This is a genomic window from Bacillus sp. FSL R5-0712 (genome assembly GCF_038593285.1).
Classification (GTDB): Bacteria; Bacillota; Bacilli; order Bacillales; family Bacillaceae; genus Bacillus; species Bacillus safensis.
Genome location: NZ_CP151981.1, coordinates 2,975,225 through 2,997,813 on the forward strand (window position 1 = coordinate 2,975,225; position 22,589 = coordinate 2,997,813).

At 41.5% G+C, this 22,589-nt stretch carries 20 protein-coding genes; 3 read left to right on the forward strand and 17 right to left on the reverse strand.

Going from position 1 to position 22,589, the window contains the following annotated elements:
• Positions 1 to 16 precede the first annotated feature (16 nt).
• From NSU11_RS15440 to NSU11_RS15480, 9 genes are all read right to left on the reverse strand, one after another.
• Positions 17 to 1,243: an HDOD domain-containing protein gene (locus NSU11_RS15440; RefSeq protein WP_342493908.1), complete on the reverse strand. Its 1,227-nt coding sequence runs from the start codon at positions 1,241 to 1,243 to the stop codon at positions 17 to 19.
• Positions 1,244 to 1,380: 137 nt separating this feature from the next.
• Positions 1,381 to 2,853: a nicotinate phosphoribosyltransferase gene (locus NSU11_RS15445; protein WP_024423327.1), complete on the reverse strand. Its 1,473-nt coding sequence runs from the start codon at positions 2,851 to 2,853 to the stop codon at positions 1,381 to 1,383.
• 17 nt (positions 2,854 to 2,870) lie between these two features.
• The gene (locus NSU11_RS15450; protein ID WP_024423328.1) at positions 2,871 to 3,422 is read right to left on the reverse strand and encodes an isochorismatase family cysteine hydrolase; all 552 of its coding nucleotides are present in this window, start codon (positions 3,420 to 3,422) and stop codon (positions 2,871 to 2,873) included.
• A gap of 60 nt (positions 3,423 to 3,482) precedes the next feature.
• The gene (locus tag NSU11_RS15455; RefSeq protein ID WP_024423329.1) at positions 3,483 to 3,890 is read right to left on the reverse strand and encodes a YueI family protein; all 408 of its coding nucleotides are present in this window, start codon (positions 3,888 to 3,890) and stop codon (positions 3,483 to 3,485) included.
• Between the two features lie 27 nt (positions 3,891 to 3,917).
• Positions 3,918 to 4,166 (reverse strand): YueH family protein, encoded by a 249-nt coding sequence (locus NSU11_RS15460; RefSeq protein ID WP_024423330.1) that lies wholly within the window; start codon positions 4,164 to 4,166, stop codon positions 3,918 to 3,920.
• A gap of 96 nt (positions 4,167 to 4,262) precedes the next feature.
• Positions 4,263 to 4,484 carry a spore germination protein gene (locus NSU11_RS15465; protein ID WP_024423331.1) on the reverse strand — a complete coding sequence of 74 codons (222 nt, stop codon included), beginning with the start codon at positions 4,482 to 4,484 and terminating at the stop codon, positions 4,263 to 4,265.
• Between the two features lie 98 nt (positions 4,485 to 4,582).
• Positions 4,583 to 4,804: a spore germination protein gene (locus tag NSU11_RS15470; protein ID WP_342493657.1), complete on the reverse strand. Its 222-nt coding sequence runs from the start codon at positions 4,802 to 4,804 to the stop codon at positions 4,583 to 4,585.
• Positions 4,805 to 4,870: 66 nt separating this feature from the next.
• On the reverse strand, positions 4,871 to 5,974 hold the full coding sequence (locus NSU11_RS15475) for an AI-2E family transporter (protein ID WP_041088455.1): 1,104 nt from the start codon (positions 5,972 to 5,974) through the stop codon (positions 4,871 to 4,873).
• A 183-nt stretch (positions 5,975 to 6,157) separates the two neighbouring features.
• Positions 6,158 to 6,394 carry a YuzF family protein gene (locus NSU11_RS15480; RefSeq protein WP_024423334.1) on the reverse strand — a complete coding sequence of 79 codons (237 nt, stop codon included), beginning with the start codon at positions 6,392 to 6,394 and terminating at the stop codon, positions 6,158 to 6,160.
• Between the two features lie 176 nt (positions 6,395 to 6,570).
• On the opposite strand from NSU11_RS15480, the gene NSU11_RS15485 reads away from it, so the two are divergent.
• Positions 6,571 to 8,058 carry an alpha/beta hydrolase gene (locus NSU11_RS15485; protein WP_235354773.1) on the forward strand — a complete coding sequence of 496 codons (1,488 nt, stop codon included), beginning with the start codon at positions 6,571 to 6,573 and terminating at the stop codon, positions 8,056 to 8,058.
• Here NSU11_RS15485 and NSU11_RS15490 read toward each other — a convergent pair.
• The 8 genes from NSU11_RS15490 to NSU11_RS15525 all read right to left on the reverse strand — a co-directional run bounded on the left by NSU11_RS15490 (position 8,055) and on the right by NSU11_RS15525 (position 19,595).
• The gene (locus tag NSU11_RS15490; RefSeq protein ID WP_024423336.1) at positions 8,055 to 8,588 is read right to left on the reverse strand and encodes an HD domain-containing protein; all 534 of its coding nucleotides are present in this window, start codon (positions 8,586 to 8,588) and stop codon (positions 8,055 to 8,057) included. The genes NSU11_RS15485 and NSU11_RS15490 overlap by 4 nt on opposite strands.
• A 299-nt stretch (positions 8,589 to 8,887) precedes the next feature.
• Entirely contained in the window at positions 8,888 to 9,631 is a 744-nt protein-coding gene (locus NSU11_RS15495; protein ID WP_342493909.1) for a (S)-benzoin forming benzil reductase, read from the reverse strand.
• Between the two features lie 99 nt (positions 9,632 to 9,730).
• Positions 9,731 to 10,216: a type VII secretion protein EssA gene (essA, locus tag NSU11_RS15500; RefSeq protein WP_342493658.1), complete on the reverse strand. Its 486-nt coding sequence runs from the start codon at positions 10,214 to 10,216 to the stop codon at positions 9,731 to 9,733.
• Positions 10,206 to 13,115, reverse strand: a complete 2,910-nt coding sequence (esaA, locus tag NSU11_RS15505) for a type VII secretion protein EsaA (protein ID WP_342493659.1) — start codon at positions 13,113 to 13,115, stop codon at positions 10,206 to 10,208. The genes essA and esaA overlap by 11 nt, the downstream gene beginning before the upstream one ends.
• A complete protein-coding gene (gene essC / locus NSU11_RS15510; RefSeq protein ID WP_024423339.1) occupies positions 13,112 to 17,587 on the reverse strand; it encodes a type VII secretion protein EssC in 4,476 nt (1,491 codons plus the stop codon). Before essC ends, esaA begins: the two co-directional genes overlap by 4 nt.
• A gap of 51 nt (positions 17,588 to 17,638) precedes the next feature.
• Entirely contained in the window at positions 17,639 to 18,952 is a 1,314-nt protein-coding gene (gene essB / locus NSU11_RS15515) for a type VII secretion protein EssB (RefSeq protein WP_024423340.1), read from the reverse strand.
• A 14-nt stretch (positions 18,953 to 18,966) separates the two neighbouring features.
• Positions 18,967 to 19,206 carry an EsaB/YukD family protein gene (locus tag NSU11_RS15520; RefSeq protein WP_003213579.1) on the reverse strand — a complete coding sequence of 80 codons (240 nt, stop codon included), beginning with the start codon at positions 19,204 to 19,206 and terminating at the stop codon, positions 18,967 to 18,969.
• 95 nt (positions 19,207 to 19,301) lie between these two features.
• Positions 19,302 to 19,595, reverse strand: a complete 294-nt coding sequence (locus NSU11_RS15525) for a WXG100 family type VII secretion target (protein WP_003213769.1) — start codon at positions 19,593 to 19,595, stop codon at positions 19,302 to 19,304.
• Between the two features lie 406 nt (positions 19,596 to 20,001).
• On the opposite strand from NSU11_RS15525, the gene NSU11_RS15530 reads away from it, so the two are divergent.
• On the forward strand, positions 20,002 to 21,231 hold the full coding sequence (locus tag NSU11_RS15530) for a PucR family transcriptional regulator (protein ID WP_024423341.1): 1,230 nt from the start codon (positions 20,002 to 20,004) through the stop codon (positions 21,229 to 21,231).
• Between the two features lie 110 nt (positions 21,232 to 21,341).
• Positions 21,342 to 22,478, forward strand: coding sequence for an alanine dehydrogenase (gene ald / locus NSU11_RS15535; RefSeq protein ID WP_025094176.1), 1,137 nt, complete (start codon positions 21,342 to 21,344; stop codon positions 22,476 to 22,478).
• Positions 22,479 to 22,589 lie beyond the last annotated feature (111 nt).

Here is a 22,589-nt window from a genome sequence, read left to right on the forward strand (position 1 = left end):
ACACGAGCGGCTTTTCTTAAGATTCAAACATTTTATGGCACCATTCAATGGCTTCTATATAACACCCATAGGCTTCCTGTTTCGGGAGATTTCCATCTAACATTTCATCATCCCATTCATTTCGTTCAATACGTTTGGCCACACCTAGCACAAAAGAATAATCATTTTCATAGCCAAGCAGTGCCTCGCCAACTTCATCAGAAAGCGGCAGTTCCTTTACAAGTTCTGTGATATCTGCCCTGACAAGCGTATCAATGAGAGAAAACATACCTGTCAGCATATAAGAGGCGGGGTGCTCTCGTTCAGTACGAGAAGCAATCAGTTCACACGTTTTGGCACGAATGAATGACATTTTGATAATTTCTTTTTGGCTTGAGTTAGCTTGAACATTCAGTTCTTTAAATGAAAGGATAAAGATCCAGCGCCGAATTTCATTAAACCCAAGCAGGATAATCGCCTGCCGGATACTTTTAATTTGATAAAGACGTCTCATGCCGCCTGAATTCAGCATTTTTAATAATTGATATGATAGCGAAAGGTCACTTTCAATAAAATGGGTCACGGTCTGGATATTCGGCTGGTCCTTGCTTAACTCATTTAAAAGCTGATGGTACGCATGGAAGCTGGTCGATAATGCTCGTCCCGATATCACATGCGGCTCACTAAAGAAATACCCTTGAAACAAGTGGAAGCCCGCTTCTAGTGCCTCTTCATATTCTCTTCTCGTTTCTACCTTTTCTGCTAGGAATCGAAGGCGATACTTTTTATACGAATGCAGAATATCTCTTCGTTCTTGCGATGTGGTTTTCAGAAAGTCAATTTTTAAAATATCTATGCAATAGAGGAGTTCCTCAAGCAGCTTGTCACTATAATGTGTTCCGTTTAGGAAGAAATCATCGAGTGCAATCGTATATCCCCATTTTTTTAACTGCTTACATCTCATAATAAGTGCCGGGGTAATCGGTACATTTTCTAATATCTCGATCACAAGCTGATGCGGATCAAAATAGGTGAGCAGATCAGATGAAAGCAAGCTTTCGGTGAAATTAATATAGCATCGTTTTCCTTCTGTCAGTGTTTCGATGCCGATATTTAGAAAACTATTGATAATGAGGTCCGTTGTCGCTTGATCACCGTCTTCAGCGCTATATGTATTGGTTTCACTATCTCTATAAAGCAGCTCATATGATACGACTTGTTCTTTTCTGTTAAAAATAGGCTGTCTCGCAACAAACACCCTCAACTGCTCCAATCCTCCTTTATGCCATGACAAACAAGATGTGCTTTCAGTATACCAAATGATTGCGCTTTTAGTTCAATTTCAATCGGTCAAAATAAAAAAAAGAGACCACCTGGCTTGATGGTCTCCCTTTCTTCAAATCATTCGCTTTCATAAAGCTCTTTTTTGATTTTATTTTTCACATCATGGATAAACTGCATTTTATTATCCCAGCATTTTTGACTCAAATCGACTGGATATTCTTCTGGTTTGCTGATTCGTTTGTATTCCTCCCAGAAGAGTCCAAGACTGTCCTGCACGTAGGCTTGAATCGTTTGAATATCTGGATTGTCATAGACAAGTTTTCCTTGCTCAAAAATCGGGACGTGAAGATCTTTCGCCACAAAGTTTGTCACGAATTTACTAATAAATGTATGCACAGGATGGAACATTTTTAGTTTATCCTCACTATGAACATCTTCCTCTTCAAGCGCAATGTAGTCACCCTCAGAATGATGATTCAATTGATTGATAATGCGGTACACACGTTTACGGCCTGGTGTTGTCACTTTCTCTGGGTTGGATGAAATTTTGATGGTATCATTCATTTTGCCGTTTTCTTCAATGGACACCAGTTTATACACTGCACCGAGGGCTGGCTGATCGAATGCTGTGATCAGTTTTGTTCCAACACCCCACACATCAATTTTGGCGCCCTGTGCCTTTAAGTTCATAATGGTGTGTTCATCAAGATCGCTTGATGCAATGACTTTGGCATCATGGAATCCTGCTTCATCCAGCATTGTTCTAGCTTTTTTAGACAAGTATGCAAGGTCTCCGCTATCAAGTCTGACACCAATGAAGTTGATTTTGTCTCCAAATTCTTTCGCTACCTTAATCGCATTCGGAATACCTGATCTGACAGTATCATACGTATCGACTAAAAAGACACAGTCTGTATGTGTTTCAGCATATTTTTTAAATGCTGTATATTCATCGCGGTATGCTTGTACAAGTGCGTGAGCATGTGTTCCTGATACTGGAATGTTGAAGCGTTTCCCAGCACGAACATTACTTGTCGCCTGAAAGCCGCCGATGAGTGCCGCTCTTGCTCCCCACATCGCCGCATCCATTTCATGCGCACGTCTTGTTCCAAATTCTAATGCTGTCTCATCTTCAATGATTCCTTTAATTCGAGCCGCTTTTGTTGCAATCAGCGTCTGGAAATTCACGATATTGAGCAATGCCGTTTCAATTAACTGAGCTTCAACAAGCGTTGCCTCGATGCGCATAATCGGTTCATTCGCAAAGACAATTTCCCCTTCTCGCATTGAATGAAGTGTACCTGTAAAGGACAATCCGCTTAAATAGTCAATGAAATCGCTTTTATAACCGAGCTCATCTTTTAAATACGCCAGATCGCTTTCGGTGAAGGAAAAGTCCGATAAATATTCAATCGCTTTCTCTAAGCCAGCAAATACAGCGAAGCCATTGTCAAATGGAAGCTTTCTAAAGAAGAGTTCAAAGACTGCCTTCTTCTCATGAATGCCGTCTCTCCAATACGTTTCTGCCATGTTAATTTGATAAAGATCTGTATGTAGTGATAAACTGTCGTCATTAAACCGATGCTCCAACTTCCATTCTCCTTCCCTTACTTAACCACTTTCGCACCAAGCGACTGCTCAAAGTGAGAAAGTGCCCACTCGTGCCCCGCTTCATTAAAACTCGCCACAGCATTTTGGTGAATCACAAGTTCGAAGCCTTTATTGTACGCATCAACAGCTGTATGAAGTACACAAATATCGGTACATACGCCGGCTAAGTGAAGTTCCGTGATGCCGCGCTCGCGCAGTTTCATTTCTAATTGAGTGCCTGCAAAAGCAGAGTATCTTGTTTTTTCCATATAGTAGACATGTTTTAAATGTTTTGACGTGTGAAATAGTGAACTTAGTTTTCCATAAAGTTCAATACCCTCTGTTCCGCGAATATTATGGGGCGGAAATAACTTTGTCTCTGGATGATAAGGGTCCTCTTCTTCATGATGATCGACAGCAAAGACGACAAAGTGGCCTTCATCAATAAATGAAGAAGTGATCTCTGTGATCTTAGACTCAATCGCCTGTCCAGGCTTTCCGCATGTCAGTTTTCCATCGTCTGCAACAAAATCAACTGTATAATCAATACAAATCAACGCTTTGCCCATCCGCATCTCTCCCATATGCTCTTTTGAATCATTATAGCTTATTCATTTCACTAGGGAAACCTATTCAACAGATTCATGAGAAAAAGCTTTTTGAAACAGCTCATCCTCTATATAGATATGCTCCTGATTGACCGCACCAGGCATCTCGATGACAAGACCAAAAGGAGAGTGTGCTTCGTGATGATTCACCACTTTAAAGGAACATCCAGCGGCATTTGCCATTTTCACATATTGAGAATAAGAAGCATAAGACAGTTCACCATTTAAAAGAAGGGAGGCCTGTCGATTGGCCTTTAATACTTGTTCCACCTCTTGATACGGTTTATTTCTTGATACCTGTCCCTTTGTCAGGGCGAGAAGCGCTCGTTCCCTTAATGAACCAAGAAACATCCTTCGTTCATCAGGTTTTGTTTCAGCATGTCCAAATATCCCTTGCTGCAAATAAAAGTCTACGGATTCTTCTTTCATCGCTGTTTTCACTCCTGGTTTCTAAATTTACATTTCTGTGACCCAGTGCACAATTTTGAGTGCGAGGTCACGGGCTTCGTCTGTTTCTACTCTTTCCATTAAGGATTGTTCAAGCGTATGGATGAGCTGCTCCTTTTCGTCCTCATACGCAATGGAAATACTCCATTCAATGTCAGGTACGGCTACAAGCGTTTTATATTCTTTTTTATTTTCATGTAAATATACATTGTAGGTCTTTGGTTGTCCGCTTGTGATGTGTGCTTTTCTAATTTTCATTTGACTCAGTTCACACCTCTTTTTTCTTCTTACATCCATATCTATTGTACCATAAAAAAAGACAGCTTCTGAAAAGGAATTCCCTTTCAAAGCTGGCTATGCATTAAAGCTCTTTTGCTGGCTGATCAGGTTTATATCCCACATAAACGTAACGTTTGGACTGCTAAAAAATTGGACAAAGTCCCCTGCATTATAGGTACCTGATCCACCGGCGGAGTGATCGACACTTTTTGGCGAAATGGCAAAAACATCACCGAAATGTGCAGAACCATTTCCAATCACACGGTCAATATGAATAGGCCCAACAATCGCTGGCATCTTTCCACCACCTTTTCTCCCCACATCATATGCCCAGCTTAAAAATACGTGTATGAAAAATAAAAAAGACAGCTGATCTGTGAGTATCAGCTGCCTTCCTATGCGTTTAATGATTGAGGCTGGCCAAACAATGTAAAGTCCCAAAGCATCGTGGCATTCGGATTACTTGTAAGTGACATATAATCACCTGAATTAAAGGCTCCCGCACCGCCAGTAGAGTGGTCTACAGCCAAAGGGGCAATGGCCAGGACATCACCGAAAGTAGCTGCACCGTTTCCTCCTAACGACTCGATATGAATAGGTCCAACGATTGCAGGCATCAGAATCTCCCCCTATCTGCTTATCTCAATCATCTTATGCAAGAAGGGAAAAGGTGTGCATCTGTCCTAGACGTTTAAATGCTGTTCCTTACGAGATCGCTGACGCAGCTGCACCAATCTGACAATATTCAAGGTGATGGCTTTGAGCAGTGCATAAACAGGAACCGCAAAGATCATACCAAGGATCCCGCCAAAGCTTCCTGCCCCAATTAATAAAAGAATAATGGTCAAAGGATGTGTGTTGAGGCGTTTCCCAATAATCAATGGAGAAATAACATTTCCATCAATTTGCTGAACGACAAGAATGACAATGACTGTCACCACCGCTTTTCCAGGCGAATCAAGAAACGCAATAAGCACAGCTGGTGCCGCGCCAAGATATGGCCCAAGGTAAGGAATCACATTTGTGACCGCAATGATAATACCGAGAATGAGCGCATATTTCACACCAATTAATAAGTACCCGATAAAACAAGCCACTCCAACAAATAAACAGACAACAATCTGCCCTTGTATGTAAGCCGCAAGCGTATCGTTTAATTCTTTAAAGATTTTCAATCCTTCTTTACGGTAAGGCATTGGCAAAAATTGAACAAGCTTGTCCGGAAACTTATGTCCGTCTTTCAACATATAAAACAAAATGAACGGAACTGTGATTACAGCTAAAGCAATATTGGCAATCACGCCAAACACAGCAGACATGCTTGAAGCAATATTTTCCGGCAAATCTTTTAATGTCGAAACAATTGTCTGTTCAAACTTCGAGACGGAGACATAATCTTGGTTCATCATCCAAGTAAATGTTTTAGAATGCGAGAAGTCATTCATAAATTTCTGCATATCCGTCACATAACCAGGGAAGCTTTTGACAAGTCCACCGACCTGCGTGACAATAATCGGTCCCGCAGCATTCACAATGAACGTGATGAGTCCGATGAACAAAAGATAAATGATCAGGATAGCCAGTGTCCTAGGAATTTTCTTGGACAAAAATCGAACAATTGGATTAAAGATGAAAAAGAGAATTCCAGCCAGTAAGATGGGAACAAACAAGGTTGAAGCAAATAAAATAATCGGCTGAAATAAAAACGAAACCTTTGTTGATACATAAACAATGAGTAAAACAAGTAATATTTGGAATGTCCAGAAATGAACTTTAGATTTTAACAAAGATGCTCCTCCTGTTACGTATTGATCTTATTAAAAAACTACTATTCAACCCACCTTCTGTCAACTGCTTCTTGTTTTAGAACCTTATTTTTTGTAAAAAAAAGAACAATTGGTATATCATGCACTTTTTCCAGATATACATTCTGTAAGCATGAAAAAAGCAGACACCTTTGCGTCTGCTTGCTACACTCTTTCACTGTGATCAGGCATCACCGATACAATTTGCTGGATCCGCACATAAAAAACTGATTTCGCCCCCGCCTCAATGACAATATGATCCGGCATGACTTCTTTTAATTTTCCACGCACCGTATCTTTCACTGTTTGAACAATTAATCTCATACCGATTACTTTCTGCAATGTTTGATAAACATATGGATCAACTAATGAAACAAGCTGTGGACTTCCTTGTTGTGCCATCCTACCTGCCCCTTTACTTGTGTATTTACCCACAGCGTATGCAATGACCCATGTGAATGTCACTCAGGGCAAACCTACAACATAAATACCATATTTTAACATTTTATGTTATTTTACATCTTTTGGAAGTATAATAGATTGGTGCTGCCAACAACTTAAATCATTTGAAGAGGTGAATGATCTTGAAAAAACTCATCTGTCTCGCTGCTGTCATGCTCTTTTTTTCCTTTGCAAGTTATGCGTATGCAGGATCAATTGGAGATGAACCTGGGACACCGGGGAAGTGGTTTAAAGGAGAAGCGCCAGTTCAAAAAGACGAGTCAAAACCGCCACTTGTTTTTGTTCACGGCATTAACAGCTCCTCCTCCACATGGTTCGACCGAAACGACATGGCAAAGCAAGCTGTTCTGAACGGATACGAAAGCGCATTCATAGATTTGTATCCAGATCAGGATACGAAAAAGAATGGCAAACTATTAGCAGAAAAGCTAAAAGAAATCTATGATGTGTTCGGTCGAAAACTCATTGTGATTGGTCATAGTAAAGGCGGGGTGGATACACAGTCCGCACTCGTGTATCACAATGCCCATCCATATGTAGAGAAGGTCATCACACTTGGCTCCCCTCATTACGGGACGCCGCTTGCAGATTTAGCGTATAGCAAGGGCGGAAGCTGGCTCGCGGAAATTCTTGGACAAAAAAGCGATGCGCTCTATTCTTTGCAAACGGGGCTCATGGCGGCTTTTCGAAGTGAAACCGACAAGCTGGAGAAGTTTCCTCAAAAATACATCACTTATTCGGGATCGGAATGGGGCACATTTGGCGGGGTGCTGTACTTAGGCGGCATGTATTTAAAGAGCTTTGGTGCAAACGATGGCGCCGTCACGGTAAGCAGCACAAGACTATCATATGCAAACAATATTTTAACAGGGAAATGGGATCACAACTCCATTAAAAACGGCACAAGCATGTTCCCTGTGTTCCAGCATCAGCTGCTGGCAAATGCCGCAAGCACTGGAAGTGAAAATATAGAGAGCCCGAACTCTACTGAGCTGAATACAGATGTTTATGTGAAAGGCGGAGAAAGTGAAAAGGATAAAACAGAAGCGTTCTATGTAGAGGAAGGAACGAATGGCTTATCGATTCAGTGGTTAAATGAAAGGCAGGAGGCGCGGCCGGAAATCATCGCCCCAAATGGAGACGTCTTAACAAATCTGAAGACATCGGAAGCATCTTTCCCATATGAAGGCGCATTTTCGCACCATGTGCAAATCAATAAACCCGTTCCTGGAAAATGGACAATTCGATCAAATTCAGAAAAAATGACTCCTTATTTGCTGCTCGTATCCTTTGATTCACCACTAAATGAAGAAATCAAAGCAGAAGCAGCGAAATCAGGGGATGATGCATCAACCCATTCAAGCGGTCTGATTAAACGATTAAGCAAGAAAGTAGAAACCTTTTACTTTAAGGATGCCCAAAAAGATCATCCTCTCAAAACAACTGCTTCATCAGCTGTTCAATTGAAAAAAGAAGGTGCTTATTCTGTCACGGTTCATTACACTGGACTCACTGCATCAGGTACATCAGCATTTAACCGTACCGTTATTCGCACATTGTATGTCGATCAGCATGGAAATATTCATGGTGACATTCCATACTAAACAGAGCGTTTCATGGGCTGAAGTGCCTGTTGCACTTTCTGATCCAATTCCGTGATTTTTTTCATTGCAAGTGATTCGTCTATTTGTCTGTAATGGTGATGCCCGCCAGGCTCTTCATCCATTTCATCTGCTTTCTTAACGATTTGCTGGAGTGTGTCCTTATGAAGGTCGCCCTCTGGCAAATATGAATCCGTATGAAGCAGAATTGCAAGCGCAATATCTTTGGCTGCCTTTGGTTCCTCACCGAGGCGTATGAGCAGTTTGTGAGCACGCTCTGCACCTTTAATGGCATGAATATCATTCCGTCTATATGTCTCGTAATCCCATTCTCCGCCAGCTGTATACCATTCATAGTGGCCGATGTCATGCAAGAGGGCTGCTTTCACAGCGAGATCTGGATTAATCCCAGCCTGCACCGCCAGTTTGAATGCGTGATAAGCACAAGCAATCGCATGGGCTTTACCTGAACGATTTAAATATTTTTGAGCGACTGGATGGGTGTAAACATCCATTAATGTAACCTTTCTCATGGAAACCCCTCCTTATCTATATTTTTAGCATCCTAACATATTCTGAAAAGAAACTCAAATGTTCTGTTATATTTTCTATGAGTCTCAAAAATAGCTTATGTCAAATGAGCTGTTTTTGCTTGTACAATACGAAAAAAGCAGTCGTTATGACTGCTTTTTTTCTTCTTTTCAGCGTGATATGAAAACCCTTGAAGTCTAGGAAAGCCGAGTACTGGCGCGGAGCGAATTTGACATTCGTGAGCACTAGCACGCAGGCCTGACACCGAATGCAAGGGTTTGTCTTTACGCTGCAGCAGTCGTTATGACTGTTTTTTCACATACTCACGTGCATCGTAGACACATCCGCCAGCTGGATCACCCGCTAAAAGATCGAGCAAAATACCTGAGACTTCATCTGGACTCTTCAGTGTGCCTGTTTCATATAATTGCTGAAAACGGTCTATTTGTTCAAAGTCTTGTTTTGATGATTTCCGAATTTCCCCCTGCATATCTGTATCGATCGTGCCGGGTGAAAAGGAAAACGTGTTGATCGGATGCGCCTCGTCCTGTTGTTCCTCATGAAAAGTCCTCATAAACATATCGAGTCCTGCCTTTGAACTGCAATACGCACTCCAGCCTTTGTATGGGTTTTTCGCCGCTCCAGAAGAGAGATGAACGATCGTTTTCTTTCCGTTAAATGATTGAGTCTGCTTGGCAAACACATGGCTCAGCAAAACAGGAATGACAAGATTCAGCTTGTAATGCTGATGAAGTGTATCCTGTCCGCCTTGTCCAACGCGCTTGATCGGTGTGACCATTCCTGCATTGTTGACAAGTAAGATGTCATCAGCATCTGCCAGAGTTTGCGGCGTAAGACTATGTTGAAGCCATTTGGCCGCTGCTTCTTCATCGGTCAGATCAACCTGGGTATGTGTAAGCTTCGGATGGGATATTGGCGATGCACTTCTTGCTGCCGTGTACACATGATCCCCGCGTGAAAGCAGCCTGTTTACAAGTGCTAAGCCAAAACCTTTTGATCCGCCTGTAACGATTGAAATTCGAATGACAATCTCCTCCCTTGATATCACTATTTTACGTAGTGAAACGGTATGACAGCAAGCAATCTGCATAAAGAAAAGCCTGCCTCTATTAAAAGAGACAGACTATTTCTTTTCAGCCTTCACATTCACCTTTGGAATCAGGATGATCATCACAACGAGACCAAGGGCTATCAAGAAACCAAAGATCATCGGAAGCAGTGCTGATGTCTGCTTCTCATGTTCATCCTCAGAAGGTGCTGATACAGCCGAATCACTAAAAGAGATATTCATCTCTTTCATCATGTGAGCTGGTGTTTTGGGTGGGTTCTCTTTTAGATCACTGAAAAGCTGCGGAGAAAGAGATCCACCCGGGGCTTTAGGCGGTTCAGCAAAATGAATGTCTGTTTTGACCTTTGACGTTGTTTTACTTTGTTCATATTTCGTTTGATCCCTCAATATACTCGAGTTAATATTGAGCTCCTTTTCCTGATATTCATTCGGCTTGACATTCGTATCCGTATCTTCACCAGCAGCAAAAGCGGCAGGGATGAGGAGAAAAAGGGAAACGGCAGCGAGTGCCGCCCCTTTCACGAATAGATTAAGCTTCATGAGTCACATCACGTTCCTCTGTTTTATCTTTCCATAGCTTTTTCACAAGCGGTACGACCATGAAAAGGACAGTTAAAATCACTAACCCTGTGACGCCCATTCCAAAGGTGTCTCCATTTCCATATTGGATCGACAGGTACACGTCTGTCACTGGATTGGTAAAGTGGAAATTCGGCATCACCAAATCAATTAATGGTGCGACAAAGAAGAAAATAAGCGCCGTTGCTGCCATCCATCCGGCAATGGAACCGAAAAGGAAGGCCGTGCGAATAAAGGCAGAGCACGCCACTAATAACAAAATGGTGAAGATCGACCATTGAATGGCTTGATCATCTGCAAGCTTGTAAATGTTCAGTCCAAACAAGCTGATCATGAGTCCGACTAATAGATTTAAGATGCCAAACAGTGCACCTTTGACCAGCATCGGAGCTGACGCATAATACGAGCTGAAAAAGCCAATTAACAAACTGCTGATCATCACAATGACCAAAATGACGACCGGCGGTACAGTCTGCGTTTTTTCTTCCGGCACATCGCCGCTGATTTTCAGCGGATTGGCTAAATGGTTATACACATAGTTGCTGTTGCCTTGATCACTTAATGTATTTCCTAAAATACCCTTTAAATCTTGCTGAACAAGCTTTGTAGAGTCGACATTCTTGCTCCAGTTTTCATTCAGCGTATCTGCTTTTTCTTGAACCGTTGTCACACTCTCTTCAATGTTATTCGTATAATCCGCCACCCCTTTTTGGCGGTCGGTTAACGAACTCATATTTTCAGAAAGACGAAGCACTTCCTGACCAATTGAATCCTGTGCACTGACAACAATTGAACTGCCTGCAAGGTCTGCTGTATACACCGCATCTCCTTGATCAGCCATTTGCTCAGCTACATTGTCCGCACTTTCAGAAATTGTCTGTAATTCCTGTTCCATGCTTGCCTGCTGAGTCGTAATGTACTCCGCATAACCATCTGAAAACTTCTGCATCTCATCAATAAAAGTAGACACATCATCGTTTGATGTCAGCATCTGGTTTTTGAGCTTATCCCAGTTTTCTGTTTCTTCTTTTTTGATGGAGAGGATGGATTGGATTTCATCTGGTTTGGTGTCGACCAAAGAAGAAGGATCCTTCTTTTGGTAGAAGCTGTTAAGTAAGGCTTCATACTGTGCTAATTCATTTGAATACTTTAATAATTCAGCCGCATTTTCAGATTCTGTATTAAAATCCACAAGTTTATCCAATTTCGATGTATATTGATTTAATGGAGATTGAGTTGTTTTTATTCGTTCTAATTTTCTTGAAATAGCAGATTCTTGTTTGATAATGGAATTCTTTATATCACGTATGTTTTTATTGTTGCTAGTTTCTATTCTTTTTATTTTTTCTTCTAGTTTGCCTATTTTTTCTGTTAAAGATTTTAATTCTTCACTCAAATGATCGACTTTCCCTTGTAATTGATCATTATGAGCTGTAGTTTTCTCCTCAATATTCTTTCTCACTTCTTCTAATCTTAGGGATAGTGCTTTCAGTTGCTCTTTTGATTGAACTGACGTTGATTGGGTTTCCCCAGTTTGTTCTGGATTTTCTTCACCATTTTCTGAAGTAGGTGGCGTTTCTTCATTTCCAGACAAATCATCTGCCACTTGATTTATTTCTGTTGAGATTTCAGTTAATTTCTTCGTCTCTTCTTCAAGATCGATTTTCAAATCGTCTGTCGAGTCTTTTTGGTCTTCACCTTGATTATTCGAATCCTCATTCGGATCCTCTTTCGGTTTCTCTGCTTCAAGCAAGGCCTTTCTCGAAACTTTCAATTGCTCTTGCAATGGAATAATTTTATCCCCTATGTATGCAAGATATTGAGCTTCATAATTTCTAATCAGTTCTTCCTGAGACGTCTTCACAAGTTCCGTTAACCCCGTGGATTGCTTAGGAATAACGTCTTCTCTCGCCTTTTGAACAGATTGGATGGCGCTGTCCGTTGTTTTCAGCTGACTTTGTACCCCGTTGATGTCTGTTTTGAGTCCGCCCATTTGATCACTAAAGCTGCGGGCATTTTGGTTTTGAATGTCAGCGAGTTGTTTGAGCCCTTGCTGGATTTGCTTTTGGCTTGCTGATTGCGCTTTGATCAAGAGATCCTTTTGTTTATCTTGATACTGCTGGTATTGATCGACTGCTTTCACAAAGTCCTTTAATTGGTTCTTTGCTTCTTCTGTTGTACTCAAGCCGTCTTTATATTGTTTCTGTGAATCGGCCATCGCATTTTTTAATTCTTCTATTTGTTTCTTCTGCTGCTGGACGGCATCTGATAGTTTGTTTGAGTTCGGTTTATAGAAGTTGTACATCGTGTTTTGGAATTCGACTTCTTTGCCGACAATATGCTCAAATTCTTCTCTCACATTGCCAATTTCCTGTGATACAAAACTCCAGTATAGCGTCGACATCTGTTCATTCATTTTCTTTTGCGCATTTTCCAGCTCTCTCTGCACTTTCTCTTTATTGACTGCATTGAGCTGATCTTGAATTGAAAATTGAATGGACGCCTTTTCAGGATGGTCTTTATCATAGCTCAGCACATTTTTAGAGAAATCAGACGGAATATAAAGGACAGCGTCATATTTTCTGTTTTTCAGTCCATTTTCCGCCGCACTGCGATTCACTACAGTCCATGTATAATCAGGACGTTCTGACAATGCTGCCACAACATCCTGTCCGAAACGAGCCGTGTTTTCACTTTCGCTCGCTCCCATATCCTCATTGACCACTGCAATATTTCGTGTGGCATTCTTCTTCTGTTTTGCCGGGTCATCTCCAATCAGGTGGAAAAATAAAACCGGCAGCACAAGAATCAATATCATGGTGGATACGATTTTGATGGAGCTTTTTTGCTGCTCTGTCATTGAACACTCTTCCTTTCTACCGCACATAAAGGAACCTGAATTTTCTTCTCTTTTCCGTTTTCAACCAAATACCCGAAGCCTGGCTGAATCTCTGGTTCTTGTCTTGCATACGGAAGCGGTATGATGTTTTGCTCTGATTTTTTCATGAGTAACATAGCATGACGAACTTGTTTGATTTCGTTTGTGAGTGCATCATAGCCCTTACTGAACTCGGTATGATTCCCTGATGCAATCAGGCTGAAGCCTAAGTGTGCATATGACTTCATGAAATCAGCTAATTGATCTTGAAGACGCGGATCGATCGTCTGCTGAAAACGCGTAATGCCATCAATCACAAGCACAATTTGAGGAAATGACAGCTGATCGGTCTCCCCTTGGCGCACAGCTTCGACATACATTTCTTCCCGCACCTTGAATATGCGGTCCATTTCTTCTGCCCATTCGGTGATATCATCTTTTGTTTCAAGGGAATCAATGTTCTCTTCTTTTGCATAATGGGATAGACCTCGATCAATTGAATCAAAGACAGCCAGCTTTTCAGGCTTTGCCACTAAAAGCTGATCGAGCATCAGTTTTGTCACATTTGTTTTCCCGCGCTGCGTTTGACCGATAATGAGGCAATGTTTATTCTTTTTCAAGTCAAAATAAACAGGTGCCACAGATTCCTCATCTAATCCGACTGGAATGTCATAAGGCAGTTTTTGTTCATCTAAACGACTCTCAAGCTCCCAAACTGTCAGCTTATCAGGAAGCATTGGCACAGGCTTTGGTTTTTCGGATGCTTCAAAGCGGTCATGAAGAAGTTGTATCTCTTGTTTCAAATGCTCAAACAATTCGAGATCGTTCTCTCCTTCAACTGGCAGAAACATTTGCGCAAAATAAAGCTCTTCTTTGTTGATAATAACTCGGCCTGGGATCGGCTCTAAGCTGAACTTCGGTCTGCCGATAATCGAATACGCCTCTCCTTGATCCATTAAGTAATGGACAATCTTCGTTTTCAGATTGTTCATCAGCGATTGGCGCACTGCATTTACCCGGGTCGCTGTAATCAAGAAGTAAATACCTAGTGATTGTCCGTCACGGCTCAGCTGAATAAATTCAGATTCGAGCTCATGCATTTCGTCTTTGACAATGTCAAAGTTGTCAATCACGATAAAAATGAACGGAAGCTTTTTCTCGTTTAAGGCATTGTACATTTTGATATGACTCATTTCTTGCTGTCTGAATAAGCGCTTGCGATATTCAACCTCTTCCCGCAGACGCTTCATTGATTTTTGAATCTTTCTCATCTGATCCATTAAGAAATAATCCGCCGTATGCGGCAGTTTAGCTAACGGAAGCAATGTTCCGTTTCCGAAATCATAAATATATGCGTGCCATTCTTCAGGTGAATACCTCTCCGCAAAGCTCATCAGCAGTGTTGTGGCAGCAAGTGATTTGCCGTAGCCGGAGGAACCGAAGATGCCAATGTTCCCATCTTCCATCATTTGATAAGAAAGTGGATGCTGGCTTTGCTGATCTGGTTCATCGACAAGCGCAAAATGGAAGACATGTTCTTCACTCGACGCATAACGTGTTTTTGGAATACGTTCCTCAAGCGGTGGAAGCCATGGACTTGGCAGCTTCTCGATTCCAAGCTCTTGCTGCATACGTTCAATTTCATCCACAACAGCGGAAATCTCCGTCACTGTCTCTTTTTTCACTGCTGGCTCTGTGCTTACTCCTGATAACGGAATAAGACCAGTATCTGTCACAATGGCAATGTCATCTTCTGAGCCGTAGCCATCTTCCATATATGGTGCACCGCTCCAAGCCGATTGGAACAATTCATAAATTTCATTGTTGCCCACTTGTAAATAACCGCGGCCTGTGACGGTAATGGACGCTGCATCACTATTTTTCAAAATTTCCTTACTGTCTGACGCATCTTGTACTTTTAGTGCGACCTTAAAACGGGAGTTACTCCAAATCTGATCATCAATGACCCCGCCTGGCTTTTGGGTAGCCAAAATGAGATGGACCCCGAGGCTTCGGCCAATACGTGCAGCGCTGACAAGCTCCCTAATAAAGTCTGGCTCTTCACTTTTTAATTCAGCAAACTCATCAGAGATTAAGAACAAGTGAGGCATTGCCTGCTCAGCCTTTTTCTCCTTGTAGAGCTTCGTATAATCATTGATATGATTCACATGATACTGATCAAACAGCCGCTGCCTTTTCTTCAATTCACTTTTAATTGAGGCAAGCGCTCTTTCACTAAAGTTCTTGCTGCCTTCAATATTGGTGATCGTTCCAAGTAAATGAGGAATATTTCGAAACGGCTGCGCCATTCCGCCGCCTTTATAGTCAATCAACAGAAAAGCAACTTCATGCGGGTGAAAATGTACAGCGAGCGATAAAATATACGTCTGTAAAAATTCACTTTTCCCTGATCCCGTTGTTCCCGCCAACAGTCCGTGCGGGCCGTGCGCTTTTTCATGCAGGTTCAGATCGACAATGTCGTTTTTCCCTTTATAACCAATTGGCACAGATAATGATTTGGCCGTTTCTGAAGTCAGCCATTTTTCACGAATGCCAATGTCATCTACCTGTTTGGCATGGAAAAGATCAAGGAATGAGACCGTCTCAGGAATCGAATTGGTCATACCGACTTGATGATCTAATGTTCTCAGTGTTCTGGCAAACAGTTCATTGTCCCCGCGCTGATGTGTATCAAGCTGAAACGGAATTCGTACTGCCTTCTTGTGCTGAATGAGAATATCTCCTTCTTCTTCGTTAATATAACGGACAAGCGTCGAAATATTTTCAGCCAAGCTTTCCTTTGTTTCTGCTGCAAAGATGATGGAGATACCAAGATCTGTCCGGCTGCCTTCTAGGTATTCTAAAATCACATGCTCGGCAATGAGCTCATGATTTGTCACGATGAACACAAAATGAGGCGTAAAGATTTTCTTCTCTTTTTCTTCTTCTAAATCACGCTCGCGTAAAATTTCATAAATCGAGGACAACAGCTGATCGCGTGTTTGTTCGTTGTAAATAAACCCTTTGCCATATGTATGAGGCAGCTGGAAGTGCGGAAGCCATTTCATCCATTCCCAATTCTCATACTCCTGCTCATGAAAGATAAAGACAAATCTCAAATCGTGATAGCTGTGCGAGAAAGCAAGCTGTCCAACTAGCTGATGAAGCTCATTTTTCACAATCGCAGGCTTCCCTATTAATCCTGTTGGACCATCCGCAAGACCGAATGTAATCGGGACATTCTTCACTTCACGATATACTTTTTGCATGTGCTGCGTTTGTTCCATTAAGTCATCAACATCTCGATTGGCCATATCGCCGCCGCTCATCGATAATTCATAGCTTGATGGGACTGCGCCTGTTCCAAGACGCAGGTGCAAGAAGTCGTCACTCACAAGCGTCTTTTCCCAAATGCGTCCGCTGATTTCTGATGTTAAATACTTCATTTTTTCAAATGACGGATAATGATACGTCAAAATATATTGCTGGCGGTCATACAGCTCCTGCAGCTCTTTCCGTTTATTTTCTAAATAAAGAGAATAGACACGCTGCCGCTTCTCTTCTCGTCTTTTGCGCTGTGATTTTTCCTTAAAGTATTGAACGGACGATGTAATTAACGTCATGATAAACATCGCCATTGACACGATAATAAAGATTCCACGCGGCTGGATAAGGGCAACAATCCCCATCACAAGGAGCATCACAAGCGGCGGAAGGACAACAAGCCAAAGCCCTCTGCTGTTATTTTCACTCTCCTGCGAAGGAAAGCTAAAGGATACCCGGTCATCTGGCAAATCATAAATCAAACGCGGTGTACGTCTGTATGAAGGGTATTTTTGTTTTGTTTCTGTACTTGGCGGTCTTGTTTTTTCCAAACGTGTATGAAAGGGTTCGTAAGCTGTCACCTGTAATAAATCATCATCTTTAAATGTCACCGTCAGAAAGTTCCAGAACAGCTCATCTCCTGCATAAATCTTCTCTGGACCGTGGATTTTCTTTCCGTTCACGTAAATCATCTCGTCCTGAGGCATGACATACCATGTTCCTTCGATTTTCTCTAAAGTGAACTGGCTGGCATCTTGAAACATGGAATGAGCTTGTTCTTTCCACACATCAATCTCATCTTTCTCTTCACGTGAAAAAGACAGCTCCACTCTATTTCCTAGGTAATAAATATGTTGATCGTGATGTGCATCCATTAAAATAAGTGTGAGTGAGCCAAGCTGATATGGTTCATGTGGAAGTAATTTGCCTTTCTTCTCATCTCCCTGATAAATAGTAAAACCATCATTCGGTTCATCAGGAGATAAACGAATGACCCCTTCATCAAACGAAAGTGAAGGGATTGTCACCGTATGCTCTATTTCAGGTCCAATCAGAGCTTCTCGATTGAACTGCTCATCTAAACGGACAGTTTGATAATCCTCCTCATAAAAAACCCAAAGAAGACTCAAACGCTCCACCTCCTCATGGGACAGCACCAACTGTCAGTTGTATCGAAAGAATTATTTTTTCTCATCTTTTTTTGTCTGAGAGGTTTTCTTTTTCGCTTCAGATTCTTTCTCTTTTTTCTCTTGATCGGCTTTTGACTGCTCTTTTTGTTCAGCTGTTTCATCTGTTTGGCTTGCGTCTGAGGAGTCACCTGTGCTTGTCTCGGTTGTTTCTTTTTCTTCATATTTCGCCATTTCCTTAATGATCGGATCTAGCTGTTTTTGTTTTTCTTCAGCAGAAAGGCTGTCATCGTTTTGAATTTCATTGCGGTAGGCGACGAGTGCCGTAAATATGTACCTGTCGTCTCCAAGCACCCGTGCAATATCAAGTGCTTCCTTGCTATTGCCTTGTCCAATATGAATCCAGAATAGGAAGTATTGCGGATCTGTCTGCAATGTGTACGTTTCTGTGATTTCTTTTTTATGCTGATCAAGCAACAAACTGCCTTGGTTCGTTTGTACATACGAAATGGCCAGTTCATATTGTAGAGAGACTGGCATTTTATTGGCTGGATATTTCTCTAACGTATCCACCACTTGACTGTACTGTTTATTGAGATAATATTTGTTTGCCTCGACGTATGCTTCTTGTTTTGGCATGGCAAAAAAGAAGGTGTAAATGGTGTACACCAATGCAGGGATTAACAGGACAAGCAGACCTAATCCGATGTATCGCTCGATCTTCCATTTCTTTTTAGGAATGGTTAAGAGCGTTTTTTCTTTCGCATCGATTGCTTTGATCTTTTGCTCAATCAAAGCTGACAATTCTTCCAGCGACTTCGTTTCACTAATATCTTTTGCCAGCTCCGATAATTTCAACGTTTCATTGTAAGCCACATATTCTTGAAATTGATATTCATGGTCAACCACTCGAAGAACGACAGCCTTGACCTCTTTTAACAGGCGATGCTCATCGGTTTCATATGGCGGGATGCTTTCTTTGACTCCATAATGCAAAAATGCAGGAGCTAGGCCTTGATGAAAAACAATGTTTTCAGGAGAAACAATAGGATGCAGCCGCTTCACGTCGTGTTTAAGAACTGCATCGACAAGCTGGTATGAAAAAATCCATTTGCTTTTTTCATCCTTTGCATGGATGAAACGAAATTCCTGATAGGCAGGAGGCGGTTGTATAGAAATGATGACCTCATCTTCAGTTAATTGAATCTCTTTCTGAAATGAAGGATTGATGTCTTTGATCGGTGCCGCTTCTAAACCGTCTAAGAGTTTAATCGTCTCTTTTTGAAAAATAAAGGTATAGGTGCCTCCCTCTTTTTTCATGACTGCTTCTAATTGTTCTTCTAAATAGGAACTCTTTTTATCTGCCATTTACAAAAGTCCTTTCATAGTATTTCCAGCCTGTCTCCTGTGGTAATTCCACAGTCTGACAGCTTATATTCGCCTGAAAACACAGCTTTCTTATTGACTACCCGCACCCATCCGCCTTCTCGCTTTGGAAGTGAGATTTGTTTTGCCTGCCAGGCGATATGGATGACTTGTTTAATATGTAAATAATTTGATAGTCTCAAATCAAACACACTGCCATCATAATTTTTTAAGTCGATGGTAATATCGATATACACAAATTTCCACCTCACAAAATAGAAAGAGCGCCGGCATCCATTGACAGACTCGGCGCTGTTTCTGCTTTTCACACTTAGAAAGGAAATCCCTTTGATTAGCCGCGGATTTGGCTTGCGATGTCTTGGTCAGTGCTTTCAAGTGTATTTGCCGTTTGATCAAGCTGATTGCTGACATCTGTTAATAGATCAGACATTTTGATAAATGAAGGCTTAAGCTGTTCGTATTGATCAGCAAATGCTTCACTAGAAGCACCTTCCCACATTCCTTTTAAATCAGAGATCATTCTATTTAGACGATCAACTTGGTTTAACACTTCTTGACTTTCAACACCATATTGCTTAGCGGTCGCTCTTAGTTCTTCTGGGGTTACGCGAATAATTCCTGACATATTCCTCATTACCTCCCGTGCATAGCCGCCATATAATGGGCTAATCCACTTATTTTTTGACGTTATTATTATAAAAACAGAAATGATACACAGTCAAACAAATCTGTTTTTATTTTACAAAATGAGTCTATAGAATTACTGTTTTTTCGCTTTTTATCTAGTATTTAACATTTTTTTGGTCATATATTCATAATAAGTATCCACCTGCTTCGGTGGATCTTTCCGCCTATTGATTTTTTACTACGTTATTATTGTACTATTTCTTTTTCAGCGTGCTTCAACATGCATTTACTTGCTTCTCACACTTTTTGTTTTTTTAAGTTTATGGCAGTTTTTTGTTGATTTACGTACCTCATTCTCTTCATAATGTAAGTACGTGAAATATTCGAAAAAGCAGGGGTTTTTTATGACAAAAAAGACAGATCCGTTTAAGTATAGTCTTGATCGTTTAGAGGATGTGGCAGACCAAATTAGTGATGTGCTCAATTGCCCTATTACTATAGAAGATACTCATCATCGATTATTGGCATATAGCACACACAATGATTTTACTGATCCCGCCAGAACTTCAACCATTATCTCCCGCCGGGTACCGGAAAAAGTCATTAATCGGCTTTGGAAGGACGGCATCATTCCTACACTCCTTAAAACAGACGAACCGCTTCGTGTCCCTCAAATTGCAGAGGTGGGTTTATCTAGCAGGGTCGCCATTTCGATCTGGAAGGACAAAGAAGTGCTCGGATTTATTTGGGCGATTGAATCCGCACAGCCTTTTTCAGAAGAAGAAATGGACCTTCTCAAAATGGCAGCGCATGCCGTGAAAAACAAATTACTCAATTTACAAATTCGAAAAACGAAAACAGAAGAACGTAATCAGGAGCTTTTCTGGAAGATGCTCACAGGTCATATTCATGAAAAGGATGAGATGCTTGACCTATTTTTAAGGCTTGGCATCAGATGTCCAGACACATATGCCATCATCATCTTCCGTCTTCGTGACGAACTCACAGAGGAAACAGAAAAAAAGCTGTCCTATCTGCTTGAAACAACACAGCAAGTACAGGTACTGTTAACGACTGTTGATTTTCACGAATTCATTATTCTTGTCTCACCAAAAACAGAACATCCGCTTCAAGATATTAAGCAATTCACAAGCGGCATGCTGCAGCAGCTTGCGGACCGGTATCATATTCAGCATGTTCAGGCAGCAATTGGAGGAATTTACGATAACATCTCTCAAATTCAGCCTTCCTATAAAGAAGCACTGGCTGTATTAAAGACGAAAGAACGCTTTCCAGTTGAAACTGAACGTTTAAACAGCTTTTCTGAACTAGGCATTTATCAATATCTCGATGTGCTTGCTGAGAAGCGAAAGGGCTCTTCTTACTCCAGTTACTCTTTATCAAAGCTGGAGGATTACGACCTGAGGCATCATTCCAACCTTGTCGAAACCCTTGAGCGGTTTATTGACTGTGACAGCAATGCCAATATTGCCGCAAAGCAATTAAACATCCACATCAATACCTTAAATTATCGATTAAAACGGATTACAGACATCGCAGAAATTGATTTAAAAAACATGAATGAGAAAATGACCATCTACCTTGATATGAAACTAAAAAACGTCCATTTGTGAAATTTCACAAAGAGGCGTTTTTTTATTTTTTATTTCAACCGAAGAATTTTCTAAACTTTCCGGATACACTAGACATACAATATCAATAGATAAGCATAGGAGGAATAAACATGATCATCGGCATTCCGAAAGAAATTAAGAACAATGAAAACCGAGTGGCTCTAACACCAGGAGCAGCTTCTCAATTGCTTTCAGCTGGACATCAGATTTTAATTGAAACAAACGCTGGTTTTGGAAGCGGATTCACTGATGACGATTATGTATCTGTTGGTGCAGAGATTCTTGATCAGGCGAAAGATGTATGGGCATCTTCTGATATGATCATGAAAGTAAAAGAACCATTACCTGAGGAATATCCTTATTTCAGAGAAGGACTCATCTTATTTACGTACCTGCATCTAGCCGCAGAGCCCTCCTTGGCTGAAGCATTAAAACAAAAAGGCGTTACAGCCATTGCTTACGAAACAGTAACGGACGGAAAAACACTCCCTCTTCTCACACCAATGTCTGAAGTAGCGGGCAGAATGGCCGCTCAAATTGGGGCTCAATTTTTAGAAAAGCCAAAAGGCGGAAAGGGTATTTTACTTGCAGGTGTACCAGGGGTATCAAGAGGAAAGGTCACCATTATTGGGGGCGGTGTTGTTGGAACAAACGCAGCGAAAATGGCGATCGGACTTGGCGCAGATGTCACCCTGATTGATGTAAACGCAGAACGCCTACGTCAGCTGGACGACCAATTTGGCCATCAAATGAAAACGTTAATGTCCAATCCTGTCAACATTGCAGATTCAGTCAGTGAGGCAGACCTTCTCATTTGTGCTGTGCTGATTCCTGGTGCCAAAGCACCAACGCTTGTGACAGAAGAAATGGTGAAACAAATGAAGCCTGGTTCTGTCATTGTGGATGTAGCGATTGATCAAGGCGGCATTGTCGAAACCATTGATCATATCACAACCCATGATCAGCCTACTTATGAAAAACACGGCATTTTACATTATGCTGTCGCCAACATGCCAGGTGCCGTTCCGCGGACATCAACTGTTGCGTTAACGAATGTCACTGTTCCATATGCGCTGCAAATTGCGAATAAAGGCGCTGCAAAAGCTATTAGAGAAAACAATGCCATCGCAGAAGGTGTCAATGTGATGAACGGACATATCACGTACGAAGCGGTCGCTCGTGATCTCGGCTATGATTACGTACCTGTCAGCAAAGCCATCGATGCCTCTTTTATGACCGAAGCTTAATCAGCTACCCGCCCTATTGATGGGCGGGTTTTATTGTTAACCTAAAATTAAAATAAGTTGACAAAAATCCTTCTTCCCCTTAATCTATTTGTACAGATAAGACAGGGGGAA